This window comes from Thalassospira lohafexi (assembly GCF_002844275.1).
Taxonomy (GTDB): domain Bacteria; phylum Pseudomonadota; class Alphaproteobacteria; order Rhodospirillales; family Thalassospiraceae; genus Thalassospira; species Thalassospira lohafexi.
Genome location: NZ_NXGX01000005.1, coordinates 1 through 22556 on the forward strand (window position 1 = coordinate 1; position 22556 = coordinate 22556).

The following is a 22556-nucleotide window of genomic DNA, read 5'->3' on the forward strand; positions in this document are numbered from 1 at the left end:
GCGCCCGTAGCTCAGCTGGATAGAGTATCTGACTACGAATCAGAGGGCCGGAGGTTCGAATCCTTCCGGGCGCACCATCGGAAGGCTCGACGTTCACGCGTCGAGCCTTCGCCATTTAGCGTAGAACATAAAATGCGCCCGTAGCTCAGCTGGATAGAGTATCTGACTACGAATCAGAGGGCCGGAGGTTCGAATCCTTCCGGGCGCACCATTGAAAGGCTCGACGTTCCCGCGTCGGGCCTTTGTCATTTGCCCTGAACAGTCTTGCGCACACCTTCTCCAAACCCCCTGACTTTCCCCACGAAAATGTGACCCATATCACTGCATTGCCCGCAAAAAGGGCCTCAAAGCACGACTTTGCCCATATCGGTCTTGCCGTTTGCCGCCCCCTAAACATATCGAGCATTGGGCAAAGTAAAAAAATGCAGGAGATGTTCATGGATATCGGAAAACTTCTAAGCGATGTTTTGGGAAATTCGGGTGGCGGGCGTTCGACAATGTCCGGAAAACTGGGCGGTATCGCAGACAGCCTCGCCAACAAAGGTGGCAACACCCGTGGCGACACTGGCGGCAAATCTGGCGGCTTGGCCAACATGGTTGGGAATAGCCTGGGCAGTGGTGTTGGTGGCGGATTGGTGGGTGGTGCGATCAGTGGCGGCTTGATGTCGGCTGTCCTGGGCTCCAAGAAAGGCCGCAAAATGGGCGGTAAAGTGCTGGCCTATGGCGGCACATCCCTTGTTGCCGGTCTGGCTTACAAGGCATGGCGCGATTACAAAAACAACGCATCCCCCAAGGATCACAGTCAGGACAGCGATCTTGACCACGTCCCTGCCGACAGCGGCTTTTCCCCGGAACTCGAACGCAGCCGCGACAACGCCGATTTTCGCCTGACCTTGATCCGCGCAATGATCGCAGCAGCCAAATCCGACGGACATATTGATCAGACGGAACATAAACGCATCGCCAAACAGATTGAGGCCCTTAACCTCGGCCCAAACGAAAAGGCATTCCTGTTTGATGCTTTTTCCGCTGATTCCGACCCGATGCAGACCGCCAAGCTGGCACGTACTCAGGAACAGGCCGCAGAAATCTATCTTGCGTCCTGTCTGGCAATCGACCCGGATGATCCAGAGGAAGAACGCTATCTTGAACGCCTTGGTGACTGTCTCGACCTTGCAATGGATTTACGCCGGCACCTTGATCATCAGGCCATCAGCGTCCGTCAGAATATGCTTGAAACCACCCCGGTCAGCTAAGCCATTTTGCTTTAAAGCAGCCCAACCCATAGTGGCCCAACCCGGAAGCATTCCAACGCTTTGAACCTTTTGTGATACGCCCACGGCAATCAAACCGATTACGTGCATCATCATAAAAAAAGCAGCCCCGCACGAACACGTGCGGGGCTGCGTTGCTTAAATGGCCTGCGACTTACATGCCCGGCATGATCACGGTATCAATGACGTGGATCACACCGTTATCGGCCTCAATATCGGCCGAGGTAACAGTTGCACCGTCAACCATCACGCCGTTCATGGCATTCACATCAATCGTGTCGCCCTGAACGCTTTCGACCATCATTTCCTTGCCTGCGATATCACCTGACATCACTTTGCCCGGCACAACGTGGTAGGTCAGAACGGCCACAAGCTTGTCTTTGTTTTCCGGCTTGAGCAGATCCTCGACCGTACCGGCGGGCAATTTGGCAAAGGCCTCATCGGTTGGTGCAAATACCGTGAACGGACCTTCACCCTTTAAGGTATCGACCAAACCTGCGGCCTTCACTGCGGCAACCAGTGTCGTGAACGATCCGGCAGATACCGCCGTGTCGACAATGTCTGCGGCCTTGGCCGACATTGCGCCAAAGGTCAAAGTCGCACCGGCAACAACTGCAAGAACGGTTTTTTTGAACGCACGCATCTCTCAAACTCCTGTAAGTTTGTTATGTTGAACATTGCTGTTCGAAATTACGCTGTCGGGATGCTTACGGGGCCGTCATGACGATCAGTTCATTCATATGATTGTGATCATCTGCTAGTAATCCGTTTGCACCATCGGACCGTATCTGCGGCCTTGCGATCGCGGGTATAATTATCACTGCATGTCGGGCGACTGCGATGATATGCTCAAGCTTCGCCACTGCCCAAGCGACCTTGAATATGACGGAGATTCTCAAATGAATGCCAATGCGCGGATCACCATTTCCTGCAATGACCGGGTCGGTCTTGTGTCCGACATCTCTGGCCGTATTTTTGACATCGGCGCCAATCTGGGACCGACATATTTTGCCCTTGAGGATGGCACGGCAAAATTCGAAACCAGCTGTGAGTTGCCTGACGGCTGCCCGGTAAGCGAATGCGCAACCGCACTGAACGCGCTGTCACTGGAAAATGCGGATATCAAGGTGGAAGAAATCGCCGCCATCCCGGCGCTCACCACAGCCCCCGGCGCGACCCACATGATCGAATGTTCCGGCATTGATCAGCCCGGCCTAATCGCGCGTCTGTCGGAAATCTTTATCGAATACAACGCCAATATCGTGCGCCTTGCCGCCTCAAGCACCGATGAAAAGGACGCCCGGATTTACACCACGCGCTTTGCCGTTACCATCGCGCCAGAACGCGCTAGCAACTGTCTGGCAACGCTGGCCAATACAGCCGGATCGATGCGGCTGGTGTTTAAGTTTGACGAGCTTTAAAGGGCACGCCCCGGCTCAGCCAAGAACATCGTCATCAGCAAAGTCGAAATTGCTGCTGTCCAAATCGGATTTTTCAACACCATCAAGCACCACACCATATGTGTGGCCGCGACCATTGCTAAAATCGATATAGACACCTTCGTCCGTCTGCTGGGCATGCGCCAGCACGTCACTAATATCGTGAATGCCGCTTTTGTCCTGAAACTCGGAACCAAGTGCGATACGGTCGCCATAGCGCCCCGCCTGAAAATCCCCTATCCGGTCGCGCTCAGGGCCGTCTTCGTACTCATTCCAGACGAATGTATTGGCCCCGCCGCCATCTTGGCGCCATTCGGTTCCGCCCAGAAGATAATCATTCCCGTCACCACCTTCGATGGTATCCGCGCCATAAGCCCCGATCAGGAAGTCGTGTCCGCCACCGCCAGAAATAACATCATCGCCAAACCCGCCATATAGTTCGTTGCGGTCCTGATTTCCAATCAGGACGTCATCTTCTGCTGATCCGATGATGTGGGTGAAATTGGAAATGACATCCCCTTGCGCATCCCCGCCAGACACAACGCCGGTCTCGATATTGGCATAAACACCCTCCGAACCCGTGCTCAGTGTCTTTTGATACACCAGCCAGTTTTCGCCATCTCCACCATCAAGGACATCCGCACCGACACCGCCTTCGATCCGGTCGTCATCCGCCCCGCCAAGCAAAATGTCATTTCCGGCACCGCCGTTAATCCAATCCTTTCCGTCACCGCCAAGGATGGTATCGTCACTGATGGTGACACTTACCGGGGCAGGCCCGTAGTAGCCGTCACCGGCCAGTTGATCATTACCATCGCCACCAATGATCAAATCATCCCCGGCATAGCCATAAATATCGTTGTCCGTATCACTGCCAATCAAAACGTCTTCGAAAGACGACCCGTAGACATCTTCAATGCTTGAAAACACGTCCCCGTCCGCCTCAGCACCACTGACTTGCGACGTCGCAAGATTGACGTAAACCCCCGAAGACGCGTCGCGATAGTCGATCCGGTCCTGCCCGTCACCACCGATCATAACGTCCCGGCCCGGCCCGCCATTGAAATAGTCATTCCCGCTGGTGCCCAGCATCGTGTCATTCCCGGCATCCCCGTGCAGCGCACTACCGTCACCGCGCGCCTCAAGCAGGTCATCCCCGTCCCCGCCATGCAGGTAAACGTCATTATAAAGGCCACTTGCCCCCACCAGATGATCGTCATGGCTTGAGCCATGAACGGTAAGGCCACGCACAGTTAAAAATACGTCGCCATCGGCATCCCCGCCGTCAAAAAGGCCGGCATCGAAATCAAGATGTACAGCTTCGGGCGAATGCGCATATGTCACCGCCCCCGACGTCAGATCAAACTGATCTGCACCAGCCCCGCCTTCCACCAGTTTCCAATGACCACTAAACGCGTCGTCATATCTGGTTCCGGTGATGCTGATGTTCGCAAAATCGGCCTGAACATCGCTCCGGTCAATATCACCCGCACCGTCACGAACATAGGTTGTGCCATCCCGGTACAGATATGCGCGTCCAATCGCCACATCAGAATCAGCGTAATCAAGCGTCACATCCTGCCAGTCTTCGGTCAGAACAAACGTATCCGATCCCGCTCCACCGATCAGGGTATCGCCAACACCAACCGCCTCAAGACGATCATCGCCCGCAAGCCCGTATATCTGGTCAACATCGGCAGTCCCGATCAGGCTGTCATTCGCATCTGTTCCGATGATCTTGGCCATGGCGTCCTCCACAGGGTTGATCGGGCTTAACACCCCACCGATTACAGATCGTCAATCGGCAGTTCACCATCATCGTCATCATCAAAAACGACATGCTCCGATGTCAGTTCATCAAGCGTCACACCGTCAATCTGCACGCCATAGCCATAGTGACGGCCATCGGCGAAATCGACATACACACCTGTTTCATTTTCACTGGCGTGGTCCAGAAAATCATCGAAACTTTCAATCCCGCTTTTTTCCTGAAACGTTTTGCCAAAAACAAACCGATCGCCCTGTTCACCGGTGTCAAAATCGGTAATGCGGTCGCGTTCGGCACCGCCTTCAAAAACCGTCCATAAAAATGTATCTGATCCGGGCGCACCATAGGCATCCCGACCATCACCGGTCAGAAGATCATTGCCATCCCCGCCTTCAAGGGTGTCGTTGCCCCCGCCACCGGTCAGGACATCGTGGAAATCACCGCCGCGCACATGATCGTCACCGTAAAATCCGTCCAGATGGTTGCGTCCGTCATCGCCGACAATCACATCGGCGACACCCGAACCACGCACATTTTCAAACCCGTCAAACACATCCCCATCGGCGGTGCCACCCGATGCGGTCCCGGTCGCAAGGTTAATTGTCACCCCTTCGGTACCGTTATCATTGTAATCAAGGGTATCCACCCCGGCCCCGCCCGACAGGATGTCGCCATCGGCCCCGCCGCTAAGGCGATCATTCCCATCGCCGCCAATCAGAACATCATTGCCGTCCCGCCCGGTCAGGGTGTCATTGCCATCGCCGCCCAAAACGGTGTCGTCGCCCGACGTATCGCCAAGATAATCGCCATACAGAAAATCATCCCCGTCCCCCCCGATAAGAAGGTCACTACCGCCCCGCCCCCAAAGCACATCGCTTTGATCACTGCCAATCAGGGTATCGTCAAATTCCGTGCCATAGACGACTTCAATGTCGCGCAGCACATCCCCCTCTGCCTCACCGCCAAACCCTGTGCCGGTTGCAAGATTGACGTGGACCGCATCCGTGGCATTTTCACCCTCATAAAACACCGCATCGCGGATGCCCGAGCCACCGTTCAACACATCCGCCCCGGCCCCGCCGGTCAGCCGGTCATTTCCGCCCCCGCCAATCAGTGTATCGTCCCCGTTTCCACCAAACAGGGAACTGATGCCATCATTGCCAATCAGCGTGTCATCGCCATCCATGCCATACAGCGTACTGTTTGCCGTGGTTTCATACAGAACGTCGTCACCATCTGTTCCAATAAGCGGCACGATCATGCCCTCCGTCAAAGGTTCGCAAATAGGGGGTGGATTGGAATTTCGATCTGGATCAATGCCCTCGCCTGACCGCACAGCTATCCAAGATAATCGGCGAAAATGACATTGTCGGGCGTCAGTTCGTCAACGGTCATGTCATCGATTTGCACCCCATAGTCGTAATGACGACCATTGGCAAAATCGATATAGACGCCGTCTTCATTATCGCTGGCATGTTCAAGGAAATCATCGAAGTCCTCGATGCCGCTTTTTTCCTGAAACGTTTGACCAAACATCAAATGGTCGCTGTGTTCCCCGGCATCGGGATTGAAATCGACGATGCGGTCGCGTTCCGCCCCGCCTTCAAACTCACGCCACACGAACGTCCCGCCGGTCAGCAGGTCGTTGCCATCGCCCCCTTCGACCCAATCGTCTTGACCACGCCCACCATTAAGAACGTCATGCCCGTCACCGCCAAAAACATGGTCATCGCCCGTGCTGCCATTGATTACATCCCGGCCAGCACCGCCCGACATGTAATCATCGCCGAACCCGCCGTTCATAACGTCATCACCATTCCCGCCAAACAGAGCGTCATTGGCGACATCGCCCTTAATCACGTCATCACCATTCCCACCCCACATAGAGGTCGCGTCAGGTTCAAAGAAATCATCGTAATAAATGTTACTGGCGATCAGCGTATCATTGCCTTCACCGCCATAAAGGTGATCCCCCCCGTCATTGCCATACAGGGTATCGTCGCCATCCCCGCCATCAAGCGTATCGCGGCCACCCATGCCGTGCTGCTGGCCATGCAAGATGTCGTCACCGGCCTCGCCATAGACGAAAGTGCCCGAAAGGGTGTCGTTGCCCTCCCCGCCATAGATCGAATCAAAACCATAAAAGCCGTCGATCACGTTGTCGCCGTCATTGCCGATCAGGACGTCTGAATAGCGCGACCCGAATATATCCTCGACGCCGGTAATGACGTCACCCTCGGCATGGCCGCCACTGACAATCGCCGCACCATCCGTCAACTCGACATGAACACTTTCGTTGGAATGGATGAATGTGGCTTCATCCTGACCGTCTCCGCCATTGATGAAATCGGCACCCGACCCGCCATTCAACGTGTCATCACCGCCATGACCCAGCAGTGTATCATTGCCCCACTCACCCCAAAGTTCATTGGAACGCTCGCTCCCGACAAGGAAATCATCCCCGCCAGCGCCCATCAGGATACCGCCGCGCTCTTCACCGGCAATCAAGGTGTCGTCATGATTGGAGCCACGCACATTAAGATCGGGGGTTTCTTCCGTATCATCGAGAATTGAAATCTGGTCGCCGTCGGCATCACCGCCAACACCGGTCATGCTGTCCTGATCAAAAATGACACCTTCTGGTGATCTGACGTATGTGACTGTTGCCTCATAAGGGCCGAAATTTCTGACATCCCGATAATCAAATATGATCGTATCGGCACCGCCGCCGCCATCAACGGAATAAAATTCCCCCTGAAGATAATCATCATGATCGGAACCGGTGAGGTCGAACTCCTGCTCGTGGTAATAATCGTCGTTGTAAAACTCTAACGTATCGCCCTCGGCATCACCGCCATGTCCGGTAAGCTCGATATCGCGAGTCTCGCGGTCGTCATTAAAATGATTGTAAAACTCGATATGAACCGGATCGTCTGACAGTTCATAGGACAGCGTATAATCCTGGCTCGTCCGGGCAATAAAGGTATCTGCCCCAGGACCACCGATAATGGTGTCTCCACTGCCGAAATAGATGGTGTCATCACCTTCCAGACCATAGACAGTGTCATTGGTCCATTCGTCCCAGATTACGTCGTCTTGATTTGTACCGATGATGCGCGGCATTGGAATCCTCCACAAACAATGAAAAGACTCCAAAAGACTAGCACCAGAAAACTAATCGTAAAACGATAATAACAATAAATATATTGAACCAATAATTGTGTATTTTTACTTCAAATTTGAATTAATATTCTTCTAAATTTAATTCAAATACTGAATTTTTATTTATACTTAGGCCGAAATTCGATTACGCCCGGCCTGTTTGGCCTCGTAAAGCTTCTGATCGGCGCGCTTCAAAACCGCCCAAGGGTCTTTTACATCCTCGTCAATGTCCGAAAGGCCGACTGAAATCGTCACCGATACGGTTTTATTCTTTTCGGGTACGGTGATTTTATTCTCGGCAATCCGTTTGCGCAGGGCTTCAAGCGGTTCATGAACTTTTTCTGCCGTCCGCCCGGCAAAGACAACGGTAAATTCCTCCCCACCATATCGGAACGCCTTGCCTCCCCCGCCAACACGGGCCAATTCGCGGGCAACCTTTTTCAAAACGATATCGCCAACATCATGGCCATAGGTATCGTTGAACTTTTTAAAGTGATCCACATCAAGCATGGCAATCGCATACTGGCTGCCAAGTTCCGACATGGCATGGCCAAGCGCACGCCGCCCGGCAAGGCCGGTCAAATCATCGACAAATGCCATTCGCCACGCTTCCTGTGCCAATCCGGCCAGCACCACGGCAGTTGCTGCCAGATAGCCATATTGAATGGCACCGGGGCCCATCACCGTTGCCACCGTGATGGCAATGATTGCCGCAGCAAAGCTTGTCTCAAGCGGCTTATGACGGATCAACAACAAGACCACCGCAACCACAGACAGGATCATGGCCGGATGCGGCATGACCGACAGAAAACCGCCATCATTTATGAACCGGGTATCGAGTATGCGATAAAGTGCCAAGCCAACATCAGGCTGCCCTGCCAGCATCAACATGACAAAAATCTGCAACCCAAGCACCAGCATCCGTGCAATGCCACGCGGGTTTAAAACACCGCGCTCGGCGGTAAAACCAAGGATCAACAAATTGGCCGGGATCACATACAGGGTCGCAATGCGTAAAAAGGCCATCCCATCGGGCGAGAACCCGCCACCGTTGCCCACCAAAAGCCAGTAACACACCAGCAAAAGCAGCATGACAAAAACCGCACGCCCACGGTTGAACCACCATGCGATGGCCCCGCCCAACCCCGCCAGAAGAAACGGGCCATACCGCACCAGCCCCGAAAATTCAGCCGGCACAAGGCTCGGTGATATCGCCAGCACCAAACAGGCCCCCATGATCAACAATGGGGCCAGTCCGACGGAAACAAGGGTGGAATAAGCGCGACGCATGGGTCGTTTGATACTACCTGCAGATGGGGCAACGCGTGTTGGGAAACGATCCCGAACCATGATATCGGCGGTAATCTAACGGCTGTTGGGTTAAGGGGCTATTGCTTTGTCCTTCGTAGTTGCAGTTTTTCTTATTCAGCATCGGTCTGCACCCAAAGCACAATACGACCCGGTGTTTTTAAGCTTGCCAGCATTCGCATCTGCACCATAAATTGAAACCCAGCCTACTGCGGCGCACAATGATCGCAGAAAAGCAGACTGTCACGGCGGCCACGGTACGATCCCGAAAACGGGACGCAATAACACGCCACAAGAATACGACAAAGGCATCGCACGGCGAACTTGCCGACGCGTTGCCGTCTTGAAATGACAGGTTTTGGAGAAACGTTATCATGAGCTTCACAACACCGACCCCGGCCCCCGCGCGCCTGAACCGGTCCGAACTTGCCGTTCCCGGCAGCCGCATCGAACTGTTTGAAAAGGCCGCCAAATCAAAAGCCGACGCCATTTTCCTTGATCTGGAGGACGCGGTTGCGCCCAGTGACAAGGAACAGGCACGCAAAAACATCATCGCTGCGATCAATGACATTGATTGGGGCCACAAGGTGCTGTCGGTGCGCATCAACGGACTTGATACCCATTATATGTACCGCGATGTTGTTGATGTGCTTGAACAGGCTGGCGACCGGCTTGATCTGATCATGATCCCCAAGGTCGGAACGGCCGCGGATGTTTATGCGCTTGATATGATGGCGACCCAGATTGAAACCGCAAAAGGGCGCAAAAAACGCATCGGGTTTGAACTGATCATTGAAACCGCCCTTGGCATGCAAAACATCCACGAAGTCGCTGCCGCTTCGCCGCGCAATGAAAGCCTGCATTTCGGGGTGGCTGATTACGCCGCCTCGACCAAGGCCATGACAACCGGCATTGGCGGCCCGAACCCGCATTATGGCGTTTTGACCGACAAGGACGGCGACACACCACGCGATTATCATTGGGGTGACATGTGGCATTACGCCATTGCACGCATGGTCGTCGCGGCCCGTGCCAATGGTTTGCGCCCGATTGATGGCCCGTTTGGGGACTTTTCCGACCCGGATGGCTACCGCGCACAAGCCGCACGCGCCATGGTGCTGGGCTGCGAAGGCAAATGGGCCATCCACCCCAGCCAGATCACCCTTGCCAACGAAGTCTATTCCCCGTCAGACGCCGAAGTCACCAAGGCCAAACGCATTCTTGAAGCCATGGCAAAGGCTCAGGCCGAAGGCGCGGGTGCCGTTGCACTTGATGGTCGCCTGATTGATATCGCCTCCATCAAACAGGCCGAAGTCATGGTCAGGCAAGCAGACGTCATCGCCGCACTTAACGAAAGCTGACGACCAAATCGTCCCGCCAGAACACCCGTAAAACTCAAAGGGGCACCATTATCTGGCGCCCCTTTGTGATGTCTTGCATCAGGTCCGGCTGTCACACCGCGAAGTTTCCGATTACGCCGGAATGGCCTCAAAGGTGATCTTGCCAATCGCCTTGCCGCTTTCAAGCAGCGCATGCGCCTTTCTCAGGCTTTCCGGCGTCAGCGGACCAAAGTTTTCGGAGGCCGTATTTTTGATCACACCGTCGTCAACCAGTTGGGCGACGGTGGCCAACAATTTATGTTGTTCGATCATATCGGGCGTTTCAAACATCGACCGGGTAAACATAAACTCATAGGAAAAGCTGGCCGATTTCGCCTTGAGCAAATCCACATTATGCTCTTTCGATGCTTCGGTAATCGTCACGATCCGTCCCTGCGGGGCAATGATTTCGGTCATCACGTCAAAATACTGATCGGTTTCAGATGTGCAGAAAATGTAATCAACCGCAGCAACCTCAAGGGCGGCCAATTCATCCTTAAGCGGACGGCGATGATTGATCACCTGATCCGCACCCAGTTTTTTGACCCACTCAATGGTCTCATCGCGCGATGCGGTGGCAATCACGTTTAGCCCGGCCAGTTTGGCAAGCTGGATCGCGATGGAGCCAACGCCCCCCGCACCACCAATGATCAGGATGGTTTTGCCCGCATTGGCATCGGTTGCAGTACGATCAATCAACAGTCGGTCAAACATCGCCTCCCAGGCGGTGATCGTCGTCAACGGTAAGGCCGCCGCCGCTGCGAAATCAAGCGATTTGGGCTTTGGCGCAACAATGCGTTCATCGACAAGCTGAAATTCACTGTTTGACCCGGAACGGGTTACATCGCCCGCATACCAAACCTCATCGCCCGGACGAAACAGGGTGACGTCTTCGCCAACAGCCTCAACCACGCCGGCCGCATCCCAGCCAAGCACGGTAAATTCACCTTCCTTGGCCCGACCTTTACGTACTTTAAAATCAACCGGGTTCACCGCGACACCCTTTACCCGCACCAGAATATCGCGACCTTCGGCGGTCGGCGTGTCGGTTTCAATCTGGGTAAAAAGGCCCGGCGTCTCGACCGGGGCAGGTTTGTTAATACCAATGGATTTCATATTTGTATTCCTTGTAACGCACGTTTGATTTGTGAATGCGCCGAAGATACCTCATAATGCCCCCAATAAGAAGTACGCACAATTTCGACCCATAGTGTCATTTTGTATACTAATGGACTTTACTGCGGCTTTCAGAGCATCAGGAGATTAAATATGGACCGTTGCGCACCCAATCGCAGCCCCGGCTGCCCGGTGGAAGGCGCACTTGATGTCATTGGCGGCAAGTGGAAAGGCGTTGTGATGTACCATCTGCTTGATGGCACCAAACGCTTTAACGAACTGCACCGCATGATGCCGGGTGTCACCCAGCGGATGCTCACCCGTCAGCTGCGTGAGCTTGAGGCAGACGGACTGGTGCATCGCGAAGTCTATGCCGAAGTTCCGCCCCGGGTTGAATACAGCCTGACGGCAAAGGGCGACACACTCCGCCAGATCATTCTGGCCCTTAAGGCATGGGGCGAAACCCATGTGCCCTATTACGCGTACGACAAAAAACAGAACCCCGAACGCCTCAAGGCATGATCGGCGACACCCGCCGTAATGATCCCGGTGCGGCCAGATAATTGCGACCAGATAGTCGGCTGCGAACGACGTCGCCCACTTGATGAATTTTAGGATCCGCTCATCCTGTCAAGGTCGCGCGCCATTTTCCAGAATGTCGCACGATCATATCCGTCGTGCATACCTTCGCCGACGATCTCGAATCCGCGTGACTTGAAATAGGCAACATTGTCCGTCAGTTCGACACGCACATGCAGACGCATCTTTTCCTTGCCGCGCACCGCCGCATCTTCACATGCCGCAGTGACCAATGCCCTGCCAATTCCGCCTCTCTGAATGGCGGTATCAACGGACAGTTTATACAGATAGGCATCCCTGCCAGTATCCTCGACCCAGACTTGCCCAACAACCGTCCCTACCTCATCGGTTGCCAAAAACAGTCTGTCTCGGGCGAAACGCCACTGAAGCTCGGATACCGTGACCGATTTTGCCGAACTTGGCGGATTAACAATGCCATCTTGCGCGGCAAACGCCGCCAAAAGCATTTCCGTCAGGTGCTGAAATGGGACTTCTTGGGGGTTTGAGGGGCAAATAATCTGAATACTGGACGTCATGGGGCAACCGTGTGCAAAATGTCATTATGTTTTGTGGAACATACGCCATAATTCTTACGTAAACGGAAAATATGTGTAACGGCTCCCTCAACGCTTGACGTAGCGGGCCGATATACTATGTTCCGGCCCATTGTTTCCCAGTCGGATATGATGCCCTGATGCATAACTTCCTCGATTTTGAAAAACCGATCGCCGAACTTGAAGGCAAGATCGAAGAACTCCGTCATCTTACCGGTAATGACGAAGTCAATATCGCAGATGAGGTCGCACGCCTGCAGGATAAGCTGACCAAACTGCTGCAAGGCACCTATGGCAAGCTGACCCCGTGGCAAAAGACGCAAGTTGCACGCCATCCTGATCGGCCGCATTTCACCGACTATATCGGTCATCTTTTCGAAGATTTCACCCCGCTTTCCGGCGACCGCCTGTTTGGCGAAGACGAGGCCATCATCGGTGGTCTTGCCCGTCTTCAGGGTCGCAGCGTGATGGTGATTGGCCACGAAAAAGGTCACGACACCGAAACCCGTGTAAAACACAATTTCGGCTCGGCCCGCCCGGAAGGCTACCGCAAGGCGGTGCGCCTGATGCGCATGGCAGAACGGTTTAACATCCCGGTGGTCACACTGGTCGATACCGCAGGGGCCTTCCCCGGTGCGGATGCCGAAGCACGCGGTCAGTCAGAAGCCATCGCACGGTCCATCGAAACCTGCCTTGATATCAAGGTACCATTGATTTCGATCGTCATCGGCGAAGGTGGATCGGGTGGTGCCATTGCACTCGCTGTCGCAAACACCGTGCTGATGCTTGAAAACTCGATCTATTCGGTGATCTCGCCAGAAGGCTGCGCATCCATCCTGTGGCGTTCGGGTGACGAGGCCAAAACCGCCGCCGAGGCCCTGCGCCTTACCGCACAGGATTTGCTTCAGCTTGGCGTGATTGATGACATCATCCCTGAGCCGCTTGGCGGCGCACAGCGCTCACCAGCCGAGGCCTGCAAACGTGTCGGTGCTGCCATCATCAAGGCCCTTGAAAGCATGGATGACGTCGAAGGCGGCGTTCTTAAAGCCCGCCGTCGCGACAAGTTTCTTGAAATGGGCCGCAAAGGCCTGAACTGATTTTTCCATTCAGGACGCAGATCATCTTCGGGTGACTGCGTCCTGTTGTTATTTCATCCGGCGCTGTCTGCCGTCGGTGATATCCGGCAAGCCCGCGCCAATTTCCGACCCTGTCGGGAGGCACCAGACCATGTTGCGCCGGTTTATTGAATCCAGCCGTTTTCAGAACTTCATTACGGCTGTTATTGCCCTTAACGCCATCATTCTCGGGCTTGAGACATCCTCAACAATCATGGATGTGGCGGGACCGTTCCTGCATGCGCTTGATCAGATCGCGGTGGCAATTTTTGTCGTCGAATTGGCGATGAAGCTTTTTGTTTACCGCCTTTCGTTCTTTAAACGCTCCTGGAATGTTTTCGATTTCACCATCGTTGCCATTACGCTCCTCCCCGCCGGACAGGGGCTTTCCGTGCTACGCGCCTTGCGTATTCTGCGCGCATTCCGCCTGATATCGACGGTTCCCTCCATGCGCAAAGTGGTCGAAGCCCTGATGCGTGCCATTCCCGGTATGATTTCGGTTCTGACCCTATTGTCGCTGGTGTTTTATGTATCCGCCGTCATGGCGACCAAACTGTTTGGCGCAGGCTTCCCTGAATGGTTCGGGTCCATCGGAGCGTCGCTTTATTCCCTGTTCCAGATCATGACCCTTGAAAGCTGGTCGATGGGCATTGTCCGCCCGGTGATGGAATCCTATCCGCATGCATGGATGTTCTTTGTGCCATTCATTCTGGTGACAACATTTGCGGTTTTGAACCTGTTTATCGCGATTGTGGTTGATGCCATGTCGACCCACGTCGATGTCGAAGGGTCCCAGACTCGCGACGAGATCGAAAGTGATCATGGTGAAATCATGAATGAACTTCGCGAACTGCGCCACGAACTCGCCAAACTCAACGCCCGCGTGGAACGTGACGAAAAGGCACCCGAGATAAAATAACGGTCCCGGCCCCCACCTTAACCGACATCGGGTCAGCCTTTCCGCCGCCGAAAAACTTCAGGCTTTTCTGATAAAGCGCGTGTTTCAGCTATCCTGCGGTTTTGATCATTGCACTGAACTTGAAAATTTCTGCCATGCAGCCCCCGGTCCGGTCGGTGACGTTGCCAGATATCTGATTTTTTGCATCACGTGATCACGGGCGATTGCGCGTCTGATACTGGCTGCTTTGTGCGACGCCATGGCATTTTCCAAACAAATTAATTCATCTTTCTGGAATGTTGCTCTAGTCTTTCGACAAAAGGTCGGGAGAACGGGGAAAATGAAGCTTACTTTTGCGGGGACAGGGTCGGCATTTTGTATGGCAGCCGACAACTTTCAGAGCAACATGGTTCTGGAAACCACCCCGTCGGGTGACGAACAGCCAAAACGCCTGCTGATTGACTGCGGTTCAGATGCGCGTCATTCGCTGCGTAAACTTGGCTGTATGCCAAATGACTTTGAGGCCGTCTATATCAGCCACCTGCATTCAGATCACATTGGTGGTCTGGAATGGATGGCGCTTGCCAACTATTTCATCTTTGACGGGCACCGTGTCGATCTGATCACCGCACGCGAGCTGATCGAACCGCTATGGGAACATTCGCTTCGCGGTGGTCTGGAAACCAGCGACCACGGCAACAGCACGCTGTCCTCCTATTTCGATGTTATCGCACTTGAACCCGAAGACGGGTTTGAATGGCAGGGCCTGAAGTTTGATGTCATCCCGGCGGCCCATGTCGTGACCGAGGAAAAAACCATGTTTTCCTTCGCGCTGTTCGGGCACGCAAAAGACAAAAGCTTTTTCCTGACCACAGATGCGATATTCGATCCTGATGCACATATGCCCTTCTACAAAAAGGCAGATATCATTTTTCAGGATTGCGAATTAGGCCCACGTCGTTCAGGTGTACACGCCCATTATGATCAACTTGTCACACTCCCTGCCGAGGTAAAGGCAAAGATGTGGCTGTATCATTATCAGGCATATGATAAGCCCGATGCCAAAGCAGACGGTTTTTGCGGATTTATCAGCCCGGAACAAAGTTTCGACCTTGGCTAATTCCACGTCTGGTTGGTAATCTGCGCGATAACAATAAACAGCGAGCAACCGGAACAATTTGTTCCTGACCAACAAAACGGGACGCGCGAATGCCAAAATCGGTTTTTGCCTATATCTGGCGATATAGCCGCCTGCAACAGATCATCCTGACTTTGGTGACGCTGTTTTCATTTCCGTTTCTGTATTATTCCCTCGACCTGCCCAAACTGATCGTCAACGAAGCGATCGGCGGCGCGGGATCACCCTATGACGTTCTCGGGGTCGAACTCGATCAGATCGAATATCTGTTTGCCCTGTCGGGGATTTTCCTTGCCCTTGTTTTCGTCAATGGCGGGTTCAAATACTTCATCAACGTCTATGTCGGCGTGATGTCCGAAAGACTGTTGCGCCGGTTGCGTTATAACCTGTTTGAACGGGTATTGCGGTTCCCGTTACCGCATTTTCGCAAAACCAGTCAGGGCGAAATCGTCTCGATGATCACCGCCGAGGCCGAACCGCTTGGCGGTTTCTTTGGCGAGGCCTTTTCCCTCCCCCTGTATCAGGGCGGTATTCTGGTTACGATTTCGGCCTTTATCTTTATCCAGGACCCGTTGATGGGCTTGGCGTCCATCGCGTTCTATCCATTGCAGGGATATTTGATCCCGAAATTGCAAAAACGCGTCAATCTGCTGGGTAAGCAGCGGGTACAAAACGTCCGCCGGATGTCCGAACATATTGGCGAGGCGGTTGGCGGTGCTACCGACATTCGTGCCAACGAAACCCACGGGTTCGAACTCACCCACTTTACCCAGCGTTTGGGCCGGATTTTTGAAATCCGCAAGGAAATCTATTTCCGCAAATTCTTTATCAAGTTCCTCAATAACTTCATCGCCCAGATCACCCCGTTCTTCTTCTATTCGATTGGCGGTTATCTGGTGATTATCGGGGACCTGAGTTTCGGCGCACTGGTCGCAGCCCTTGCCGCCTATAAGGATATGTCCGCCCCGTGGAAGGAACTTCTGGCCTATTATCAACGCCTTGCCGACGCGCGGATTAAATATGACCAGCTCCACGAGCAGTTCGAACTGCCCGATCTGTCATCTGAACATCAACTGACCGTGCCGCTGTCACCGCGCCTGAATGGCCCGCTTGATGTGACCGCCCTGTCATGGACTGACGATGACGGAACTCGCGTTGTTGAAAATGTGTCGTTTAACATGCCCCTTCCGGGAACGGCCCTTCTGACCGGCTCTGCCGACAGTGGCAAATCACAAGTCGCCCGATTGCTGGCACGGATTCTTGACCCGACAAGTGGTCGGATCCAGTTCAACGATATGGATGCCACCAATCTTCCGGCGGCCATCATCGGTCAACGTCTGGCCTACATCGGCAGTGATGCCTATCTGTTTAACGGCAGCATTTCAGATAACCTGCTATATGGCCTGAAACATCGTCCGATCATTGTCGATCAAACAGCCGCCACCAGCGACGAAGCCCCCCAAACGGGTGACAATGATAATGCGGTGACACGTGCGGACGAAAAAGACAAAGCCGTTGCCAGCAAGTCCAAAGCATATAACGACATGGTCGAGTTCCCATTGCCGAACTTTGTCGATCAGATTGATACTTCCGACCCGGCAGACCTGCCATGGCAATTAACCCGCGAGATGTATGACGAGGTTCAGCGATCAGGCAACATTCCCTATGACCCGTCGGCGAACTGGATTGACTATGTCGGACCGGGCTTCTCATCGCGCGAAGAATTGCACGGCGAACTGATGCGTCTGCTTGAGGTCGTCGGTCTGGACCGCGACATCTATCGCATTGGTTTGCAACGCCGCGTTGATCCGGCCGCACATCCCGAACTGGTTGCATCGGTCCTGACCGTCCGACCACGCCTAAAGGAAATTCTCGATCAACGGCAATTGTCCGACCTTGTCGAACCCTATGACATTGAAAAATACAACGACAATGCACCGGTGGGCGTGAACCTTGTGTTTGGCACACCGTCACAAACCCACTTTGAACGGTTTGAGTTCCTGTCTCATCCGTTCATGCAGCAAACCCTGCGCGATACCGGTCTTTATGAACGCATGGTCAGAATGGGCCGCGAAACACTTGATCTGATGATCGAACTGTTTACCGGCCTGCCCGCAGGACATGAGTTCTTTGACCGCTACAGTTTCGTGTCGGCCGATGAAATTCCCGAAGTTAAAAACATCCTCAAACGGACCGAAGGCGTTGCCTTTGACGACATCCGCAAAGAAGATCAATTGCATCTTCTCGACGTCGCCATGCAGTTGACACCGGCTCGTCACCGTCTTCGGGTGATTGATGACGATTTCCGTCAACTGGTGTTGTCTGCACGTCCTAAATTCCACGAAAACCTGCCAGAATCACTGGCACAATTCATCGACTTCTTTGATGGCGATGGCTACACCCCGGCCGCACCGATCCTCGATAACTTGCTGTTTGGTCGCTTTGCCTATGGCCGTGCAAATTCCGAAGAACGCGTTGGCGAAGTCCTGTTTGAAATCGCCCATGAAGGCGGTCTTTACGAAGAACTTGTGGCCCTTGGCCTTGAAAGTCAGGTCGGCGTTGGCGGCAGCCGCGTCTCACAAACCCTGCGTCAGAAAATCGCCCTTGTCCGCGCCCTGATCAAAAATCCTGATCTGCTGGTGGTTGACGAAGGCCTGTCTGCGCTGGACCGTGAAACGCGCGAAAACGTCATCGCCTATCTCACCGGACAGAATGACAACACCAGTCTTCTGTGGGTGGATGGTGATGATAACGATAATGAAAAGTTCGATGCTTTACTGCATATGTCGAACGGAAAACTGGTTAAGCGCCGTGGTCAGTCATCAGACGATCAAACGCCTGACATCACCGAATCCGACGAAGAAACGACTGTCGCCGATGGTGACATTGATCAGGAAGTCCGCCTGCTTCGCACCATTCCGCTGTTTGCCGGGCTTGATGCAAGTGTGGTCAAACTCCTCGCCTTTACCAGCCCGCGCCTGACCTTCAAACATGGTGAGGTTCTGGTCAAACAGGGCGATCCCGGTGATGCCGCCTATATCGTCATTTCCGGTCGTGGTGAAATCTGGCTGACCACCGACGAAATGCAAACCGTAAAACTGCGCGATGTGAACCCCAAGGAAGTCATCGGCGAAATCGCCCTTCTGGTCGATGCCCCCCGGTCCGCAACCATTCGTGCGGTCGAGGACATGACGGTGCTGAAACTCGACAAGGCGGAATTCCTTGGTCTGGTCAGACAGGATCAGGCGGTTGCCATTCAGTTGATCCGTGTTCTCGCTGACCGTCTCGACCAAACCACCAAACAGCTCAGCAGCAAAAACAACGATTAGGGCTCAACACGTCACGTCAGAGCCAAACACCAGATAGACTACATTTATCATAAACCGGATCGGCACTTTGATCCGGTTTATTGCTTTTCACCCAAAGAAACACATCTGTCATTTCATGAATAAAATCGCATCCATCCTGATTGCCGCCCTGTTTGCCATCGTCATGCTTGGCGGGTTTATCGCCCTACTGGGCGGCAGTATCTTGGGCGGATTGATGTTTCTGATCGGCATCCCCTTTGCCTTTCCGATGTCAACCAGCATCGTCGTGCTGTTCTTTGCCGTGATCATTGTCCGGACTGTCATGGAAAAACGCCGTCAGAAACGCGAAATGCAGAAATACCTGAAATCCTCAGACGACTGATTCCCCTGTGTTTCACGCCTCTGGCAGAAGAAACATTCCTATTTCACCGGCATCAGCCAAAAAAAACGCATCATTTGGCACGCACTTCGGACACCTCCTCTTGCCACGCCCTGATAGCTTCCTTGCAGTTCAACAAACAAGCTGGTCGCAAATGCGTCAGCCCGTTTCAAGGAGGTTCCGATGTCGGCACAATCAAAAGAACAGCGTTGCGTATCCCTAAGCCAGCTCGCTGATCTGCGCCTGCTGCGTGAACATGCGTACATTGATGGCCGCTGGTGCTCGGCCGACAACCTTCAGGTTATCGAAGTCACCAACCCGTTCGATGGCAGCTTCATCGGCACCGTCCCGAACATGAGCATCTTTGAAACCCGCAAAGCCATTGCCGCGGCCAAGGAAGCCTTCCCGGCATGGTCGGCCATGCTGCCACAGGACCGCGCAAGCGCACTTCGCCGCTGGCATGATCTTCTGATCGAAAACAAAGAAGACTTGGCCCTTCTGATGACGCTTGAACAGGGCAAACCCATCAATGAATCGCGCGGCGAAATTGACTACGCCGCAAGCTTCATCGATTTCTACGCCGAAGAAGCCAAACGCGTGAACGTCGAAAACATCACGTCCCACCTGCCGGGCCGCAACATGTCGGTCAAACGCGAAGCCATCGGTGTGACGGCTGCCGTCACACCATGGAACTTCCCGTGCGCGATGATCACACGCAAAGCCGCCGCCGCCTTGGCTGCGGGCTGCACCATGATTGTCCGCCCGGCAACCGAAACCCCGTTTTCCGCAACCGCCTTGGCCGAACTGGCTGAACGTGCGGGCATTCCGGCAGGCGTCTTTAACGTTGTCACCGGTGATCCGAACCCGGTTGTTGGCGAACTGTGCGGCAGTACAGATGTCCGCGCCCTGTCGTTTACCGGCTCAACCGAAGTCGGCCGGCTGTTGCTGTCACAAGGGGCCCAGACGATCAAGAAAATGTCGATGGAACTCGGCGGTCATGCACCGTTCATCCTGTTTGATGATGTCGATCTTGACGAAGCCGTCGCCCATGCGATCAACGCCAAATTCGCCACCAGCGGTCAGGATTGCCTTGCGGCAAACCGCATCTTTGTCCAGCGCGGCATCTATGACGAATTCCTCGACAAATATGCCAAGGCAATTGGGCAATTGCGGGTTGGCAACGGCATTGAAGAACATGTCGAAATCGGCCCGCTGATGCATGACCGTGCGGTTGGCAAATGTGAAGAACATGTTGCTGATGCACGTGCCAAAGGTGCACGCGTTCTGACCGGTGGCAAGAAAATGGGCGGACTGTTCTATGCCCCGACCCTGCTTGCCGATGTCACCGATGACATGCAAATATATCGCGAAGAAACATTCGGCCCGGTCGCACCTGTCATGCCCTTTGACACCGAGGATGAGGTCATCGCACAGGCCAATGACAGCGAATATGGTCTGGCGGCATATCTGTTTACCAACGATCATGACCGCGCAAACCGGGTATCAAACGCGCTTGAATACGGTATGGTTGCGCTTAACTGCGTAAAAATTACCGGCGCCCCGGTTCCGTTTGGCGGCGTCAAGCAATCTGGTCTGGGCCGCGAAGGGTCGCGCCATGGCCTCGAAGAATTCACTGAACTCAAATACGTCTGCGCTGCGTTTAAACAGTAACGCGCGCCTCAGACACCACCGCATTCACATGGGAGAACAACAATGAATGTCATCAAAAACACCACGGCCGACCTGCAGGAAATGGACCGGGCGCACTTCATGCACCCGTCGACCCACATGCGCCAGCATGCCGATGGGGAAACCCCCAACCGCATCATCAACGGCGGCAAGGGTATTTACATCCATGACACCGAAGGCCGCGAAAGCCTCGATGCCTTCGCGGGCCTTTACTGTGTGAACGTCGGTTATGGCCGAACCGAAATTGCCGATGCGATCTATGCCCAGGCCAAGGAACTGGCTTATTACCACACCTATGTCGGGCACGGGAACGAGCCGGTCATTCGCCTGTCAGAGCGCATCATCAAAAGTGCGCCCGAAGGCATGCAGCGCGTCTATTACGGCATGTCCGGATCGGATGCCAACGAAACCAACATCAAACTGATCTGGTATTACAACAACATCCGCGGCCTGCCGCAGAAGAAGAAAATCATCTCGCGCTGGCGCGGCTATCACGGCTCCGGGATCATGACCGGCAGCCTGACCGGCCTTGCTGCCTTCCACAATGCGTTTGATCTGCCGCGTGCGCCGATCTTGCACACCACCTGCCCGCACCATTACTGGAATGCAGAAGCCGGTGAAACCGAGGCCGAATTTGCCAAACGCTGTGCAGACGATCTGGAAAAAATGATCCTGCGCGAAGGTCCTGAAACCGTTGCTGCCTTCATCGGCGAGCCGGTCATGGGCACGGGCGGCATCATCACCCCGCCAGAAGGCTACTGGGCCGCCATTCAGGCCGTCCTGAACAAATACGACGTGCTTCTGGTCGCTGACGAAGTTGTCACTGCCTTTGGCCGTACCGGGTCTTACTTCGGCTCCATGCATTACGACATGAAACCGGACCTGATCACGATTGCCAAGGGTGTCTCGTCGGGCTACCTGCCGCTGTCGGGTGTGATTGTTGGCGAACGTGTGTGGAAAGTACTCGAACAGGGTTCCGACAAAATGGGCCCAATCGGCCACGGCTGGACCTATTCGGCCCATCCGGTCTGTGCCGCGGCTGCCAATGCCAACCTTGATATTGTCGATGGTGAAAACCTGACCGGCAATTCGGCCGAAACCGGTGGCTACATGCAAAAACGCATGCGTGAAACCTTTAGCGACCATCCGCTGGTCGGCGAAGCACGCGGTGTTGGCCTGATGGCTGCCCTTGAATTCGTTGCCGATAAAACCAAAAAAGAACGGTTTGATCCGAATGCGAAAATCGGTCCGCGCGTCTCGGCCGCCTGCCTTGAACGTGGCATGATTGCCCGTGCGATGCCGCATGGCGACATCCTTGGCTTTGCACCGCCGCTGTGCATCACCAAGACCGAAGTCGACAAAGTCATCGATATTGCCAAACAGGCTGTTGATGCGGTTGCCGACGAAGTTGCCGCAGGCAAATAATCGCGCCGCAACGTGATGTGACATA

General features: G+C 54.1%; 18 protein-coding genes and 2 tRNA genes. 13 read left to right on the forward strand and 7 right to left on the reverse strand.

Going from position 1 to position 22556, the window contains the following annotated elements:
* The 3 genes from COO92_RS12590 to COO92_RS12600 all read left to right on the forward strand — a co-directional run bounded on the left by COO92_RS12590 (position 1) and on the right by COO92_RS12600 (position 1256).
* A tRNA-Arg gene (locus COO92_RS12590) sits at positions 1–77 on the forward strand.
* A 57-nt stretch (positions 78–134) separates the two neighbouring features.
* Positions 135–211 (forward strand) — tRNA-Arg (locus tag COO92_RS12595).
* 226 nt (positions 212–437) lie between these two features.
* Positions 438–1256, forward strand: a complete 819-nt coding sequence (locus COO92_RS12600) for a tellurite resistance TerB family protein (protein ID WP_240626426.1) — start codon at positions 438–440, stop codon at positions 1254–1256.
* A gap of 172 nt (positions 1257–1428) precedes the next feature.
* On the opposite strand, the gene COO92_RS12605 is transcribed toward COO92_RS12600, so the two are convergent.
* Positions 1429–1917 (reverse strand): fasciclin domain-containing protein, encoded by a 489-nt coding sequence (locus COO92_RS12605; protein WP_101302624.1) that lies wholly within the window; start codon positions 1915–1917, stop codon positions 1429–1431.
* Positions 1918–2119: 202 nt separating this feature from the next.
* Between COO92_RS12605 and COO92_RS12615 the strand changes: the two genes are divergently transcribed.
* The gene (locus tag COO92_RS12615) at positions 2120–2695 is read left to right on the forward strand and encodes a glycine cleavage system transcriptional repressor (RefSeq protein ID WP_240626427.1); all 576 of its coding nucleotides are present in this window, start codon (positions 2120–2122) and stop codon (positions 2693–2695) included.
* Positions 2696–2710: 15 nt separating this feature from the next.
* Here the strand turns inward: COO92_RS12615 and COO92_RS12620 are convergent, their stop codons facing one another.
* From COO92_RS12620 to COO92_RS12640, 4 genes are all read right to left on the reverse strand, one after another.
* Entirely contained in the window at positions 2711–4459 is a 1749-nt protein-coding gene (locus tag COO92_RS12620) for a calcium-binding protein (protein WP_101302629.1), read from the reverse strand.
* 41 nt (positions 4460–4500) lie between these two features.
* Entirely contained in the window at positions 4501–5736 is a 1236-nt protein-coding gene (locus COO92_RS21925; RefSeq protein ID WP_165792351.1) for a calcium-binding protein, read from the reverse strand.
* An 83-nt stretch (positions 5737–5819) separates the two neighbouring features.
* Positions 5820–7604, reverse strand: coding sequence for a calcium-binding protein (locus tag COO92_RS12635; protein ID WP_101302635.1), 1785 nt, complete (start codon positions 7602–7604; stop codon positions 5820–5822).
* Between the two features lie 168 nt (positions 7605–7772).
* Positions 7773–8933, reverse strand: coding sequence for a GGDEF domain-containing protein (locus COO92_RS12640; RefSeq protein WP_101302637.1), 1161 nt, complete (start codon positions 8931–8933; stop codon positions 7773–7775).
* Positions 8934–9325: 392 nt separating this feature from the next.
* Here COO92_RS12640 and COO92_RS12645 point away from each other — a divergent pair, with 392 nt between their 5' ends.
* On the forward strand, positions 9326–10312 hold the full coding sequence (locus COO92_RS12645) for an HpcH/HpaI aldolase/citrate lyase family protein (protein WP_101302639.1): 987 nt from the start codon (positions 9326–9328) through the stop codon (positions 10310–10312).
* A gap of 111 nt (positions 10313–10423) precedes the next feature.
* On the opposite strand, the gene COO92_RS12650 is transcribed toward COO92_RS12645, so the two are convergent.
* A complete protein-coding gene (locus tag COO92_RS12650) occupies positions 10424–11446 on the reverse strand; it encodes a zinc-binding alcohol dehydrogenase family protein (protein ID WP_101302640.1) in 1023 nt (340 codons plus the stop codon).
* A 153-nt stretch (positions 11447–11599) separates the two neighbouring features.
* Here COO92_RS12650 and COO92_RS12655 point away from each other — a divergent pair, with 153 nt between their 5' ends.
* Entirely contained in the window at positions 11600–11968 is a 369-nt protein-coding gene (locus tag COO92_RS12655; RefSeq protein WP_101302642.1) for a winged helix-turn-helix transcriptional regulator, read from the forward strand.
* A gap of 89 nt (positions 11969–12057) precedes the next feature.
* Here the strand turns inward: COO92_RS12655 and COO92_RS12660 are convergent, their stop codons facing one another.
* Positions 12058–12561 (reverse strand): GNAT family N-acetyltransferase, encoded by a 504-nt coding sequence (locus tag COO92_RS12660; protein WP_101302643.1) that lies wholly within the window; start codon positions 12559–12561, stop codon positions 12058–12060.
* A 158-nt stretch (positions 12562–12719) separates the two neighbouring features.
* Between COO92_RS12660 and COO92_RS12665 the strand changes: the two genes are divergently transcribed.
* From COO92_RS12665 to COO92_RS12695, 7 genes are all read left to right on the forward strand, one after another.
* Positions 12720–13676, forward strand: a complete 957-nt coding sequence (locus tag COO92_RS12665) for an acetyl-CoA carboxylase carboxyltransferase subunit alpha (protein ID WP_101302645.1) — start codon at positions 12720–12722, stop codon at positions 13674–13676.
* 130 nt (positions 13677–13806) lie between these two features.
* Entirely contained in the window at positions 13807–14613 is an 807-nt protein-coding gene (locus COO92_RS12670) for an ion transporter (protein ID WP_022734376.1), read from the forward strand.
* Positions 14614–14932: 319 nt separating this feature from the next.
* Positions 14933–15712: an MBL fold metallo-hydrolase gene (locus tag COO92_RS12675; protein ID WP_240626428.1), complete on the forward strand. Its 780-nt coding sequence runs from the start codon at positions 14933–14935 to the stop codon at positions 15710–15712.
* 89 nt (positions 15713–15801) lie between these two features.
* Positions 15802–19059: an ABC transporter transmembrane domain-containing protein gene (locus COO92_RS12680; RefSeq protein WP_101302647.1), complete on the forward strand. Its 3258-nt coding sequence runs from the start codon at positions 15802–15804 to the stop codon at positions 19057–19059.
* A 115-nt stretch (positions 19060–19174) separates the two neighbouring features.
* A complete protein-coding gene (locus tag COO92_RS12685) occupies positions 19175–19420 on the forward strand; it encodes a hypothetical protein (RefSeq protein WP_101302649.1) in 246 nt (81 codons plus the stop codon).
* 180 nt (positions 19421–19600) lie between these two features.
* A complete protein-coding gene (locus COO92_RS12690; protein ID WP_101302651.1) occupies positions 19601–21088 on the forward strand; it encodes an NAD-dependent succinate-semialdehyde dehydrogenase in 1488 nt (495 codons plus the stop codon).
* Positions 21089–21130: 42 nt separating this feature from the next.
* Positions 21131–22531 carry an aspartate aminotransferase family protein gene (locus tag COO92_RS12695; protein ID WP_101302653.1) on the forward strand — a complete coding sequence of 467 codons (1401 nt, stop codon included), beginning with the start codon at positions 21131–21133 and terminating at the stop codon, positions 22529–22531.
* Positions 22532–22556 lie beyond the last annotated feature (25 nt).

Excerpts from the sequence above, each read along its gene's own strand:
- COO92_RS12670 (WP_022734376.1), top strand. The coding sequence starts at position 13,807 with ATGTTGCGCCGGTTTATTGAATCCAGCCGTTTTCAGAACTTCATTACG.
- COO92_RS12635 (WP_101302635.1), bottom strand. The coding sequence starts at position 7,604 with ATGCCGCGCATCATCGGTACAAATCAAGACGACGTAATCTGGGACGAA.
- COO92_RS12645 (WP_101302639.1), top strand. The coding sequence starts at position 9,326 with ATGAGCTTCACAACACCGACCCCGGCCCCCGCGCGCCTGAACCGGTCC.
- COO92_RS12640 (WP_101302637.1), bottom strand. The coding sequence starts at position 8,933 with ATGCGTCGCGCTTATTCCACCCTTGTTTCCGTCGGACTGGCCCCATTG.
- COO92_RS12675 (WP_240626428.1), top strand. The coding sequence starts at position 14,933 with ATGAAGCTTACTTTTGCGGGGACAGGGTCGGCATTTTGTATGGCAGCC.
- COO92_RS12605 (WP_101302624.1), bottom strand. The coding sequence starts at position 1,917 with ATGCGTGCGTTCAAAAAAACCGTTCTTGCAGTTGTTGCCGGTGCGACT.
- COO92_RS12650 (WP_101302640.1), bottom strand. The coding sequence starts at position 11,446 with ATGAAATCCATTGGTATTAACAAACCTGCCCCGGTCGAGACGCCGGGC.
- COO92_RS12660 (WP_101302643.1), bottom strand. The coding sequence starts at position 12,561 with ATGACGTCCAGTATTCAGATTATTTGCCCCTCAAACCCCCAAGAAGTC.
- COO92_RS12615 (WP_240626427.1), top strand. The coding sequence starts at position 2,120 with ATGCTCAAGCTTCGCCACTGCCCAAGCGACCTTGAATATGACGGAGAT.
- COO92_RS12685 (WP_101302649.1), top strand. The coding sequence starts at position 19,175 with ATGAATAAAATCGCATCCATCCTGATTGCCGCCCTGTTTGCCATCGTC.
- COO92_RS12655 (WP_101302642.1), top strand. The coding sequence starts at position 11,600 with ATGGACCGTTGCGCACCCAATCGCAGCCCCGGCTGCCCGGTGGAAGGC.
- COO92_RS12680 (WP_101302647.1), top strand. The coding sequence starts at position 15,802 with ATGCCAAAATCGGTTTTTGCCTATATCTGGCGATATAGCCGCCTGCAA.
- COO92_RS12600 (WP_240626426.1), top strand. The coding sequence starts at position 438 with ATGGATATCGGAAAACTTCTAAGCGATGTTTTGGGAAATTCGGGTGGC.
- COO92_RS12620 (WP_101302629.1), bottom strand. The coding sequence starts at position 4,459 with ATGGCCAAGATCATCGGAACAGATGCGAATGACAGCCTGATCGGGACT.
- COO92_RS12690 (WP_101302651.1), top strand. The coding sequence starts at position 19,601 with ATGTCGGCACAATCAAAAGAACAGCGTTGCGTATCCCTAAGCCAGCTC.
- COO92_RS12695 (WP_101302653.1), top strand. The coding sequence starts at position 21,131 with ATGAATGTCATCAAAAACACCACGGCCGACCTGCAGGAAATGGACCGG.
- COO92_RS12665 (WP_101302645.1), top strand. The coding sequence starts at position 12,720 with ATGCATAACTTCCTCGATTTTGAAAAACCGATCGCCGAACTTGAAGGC.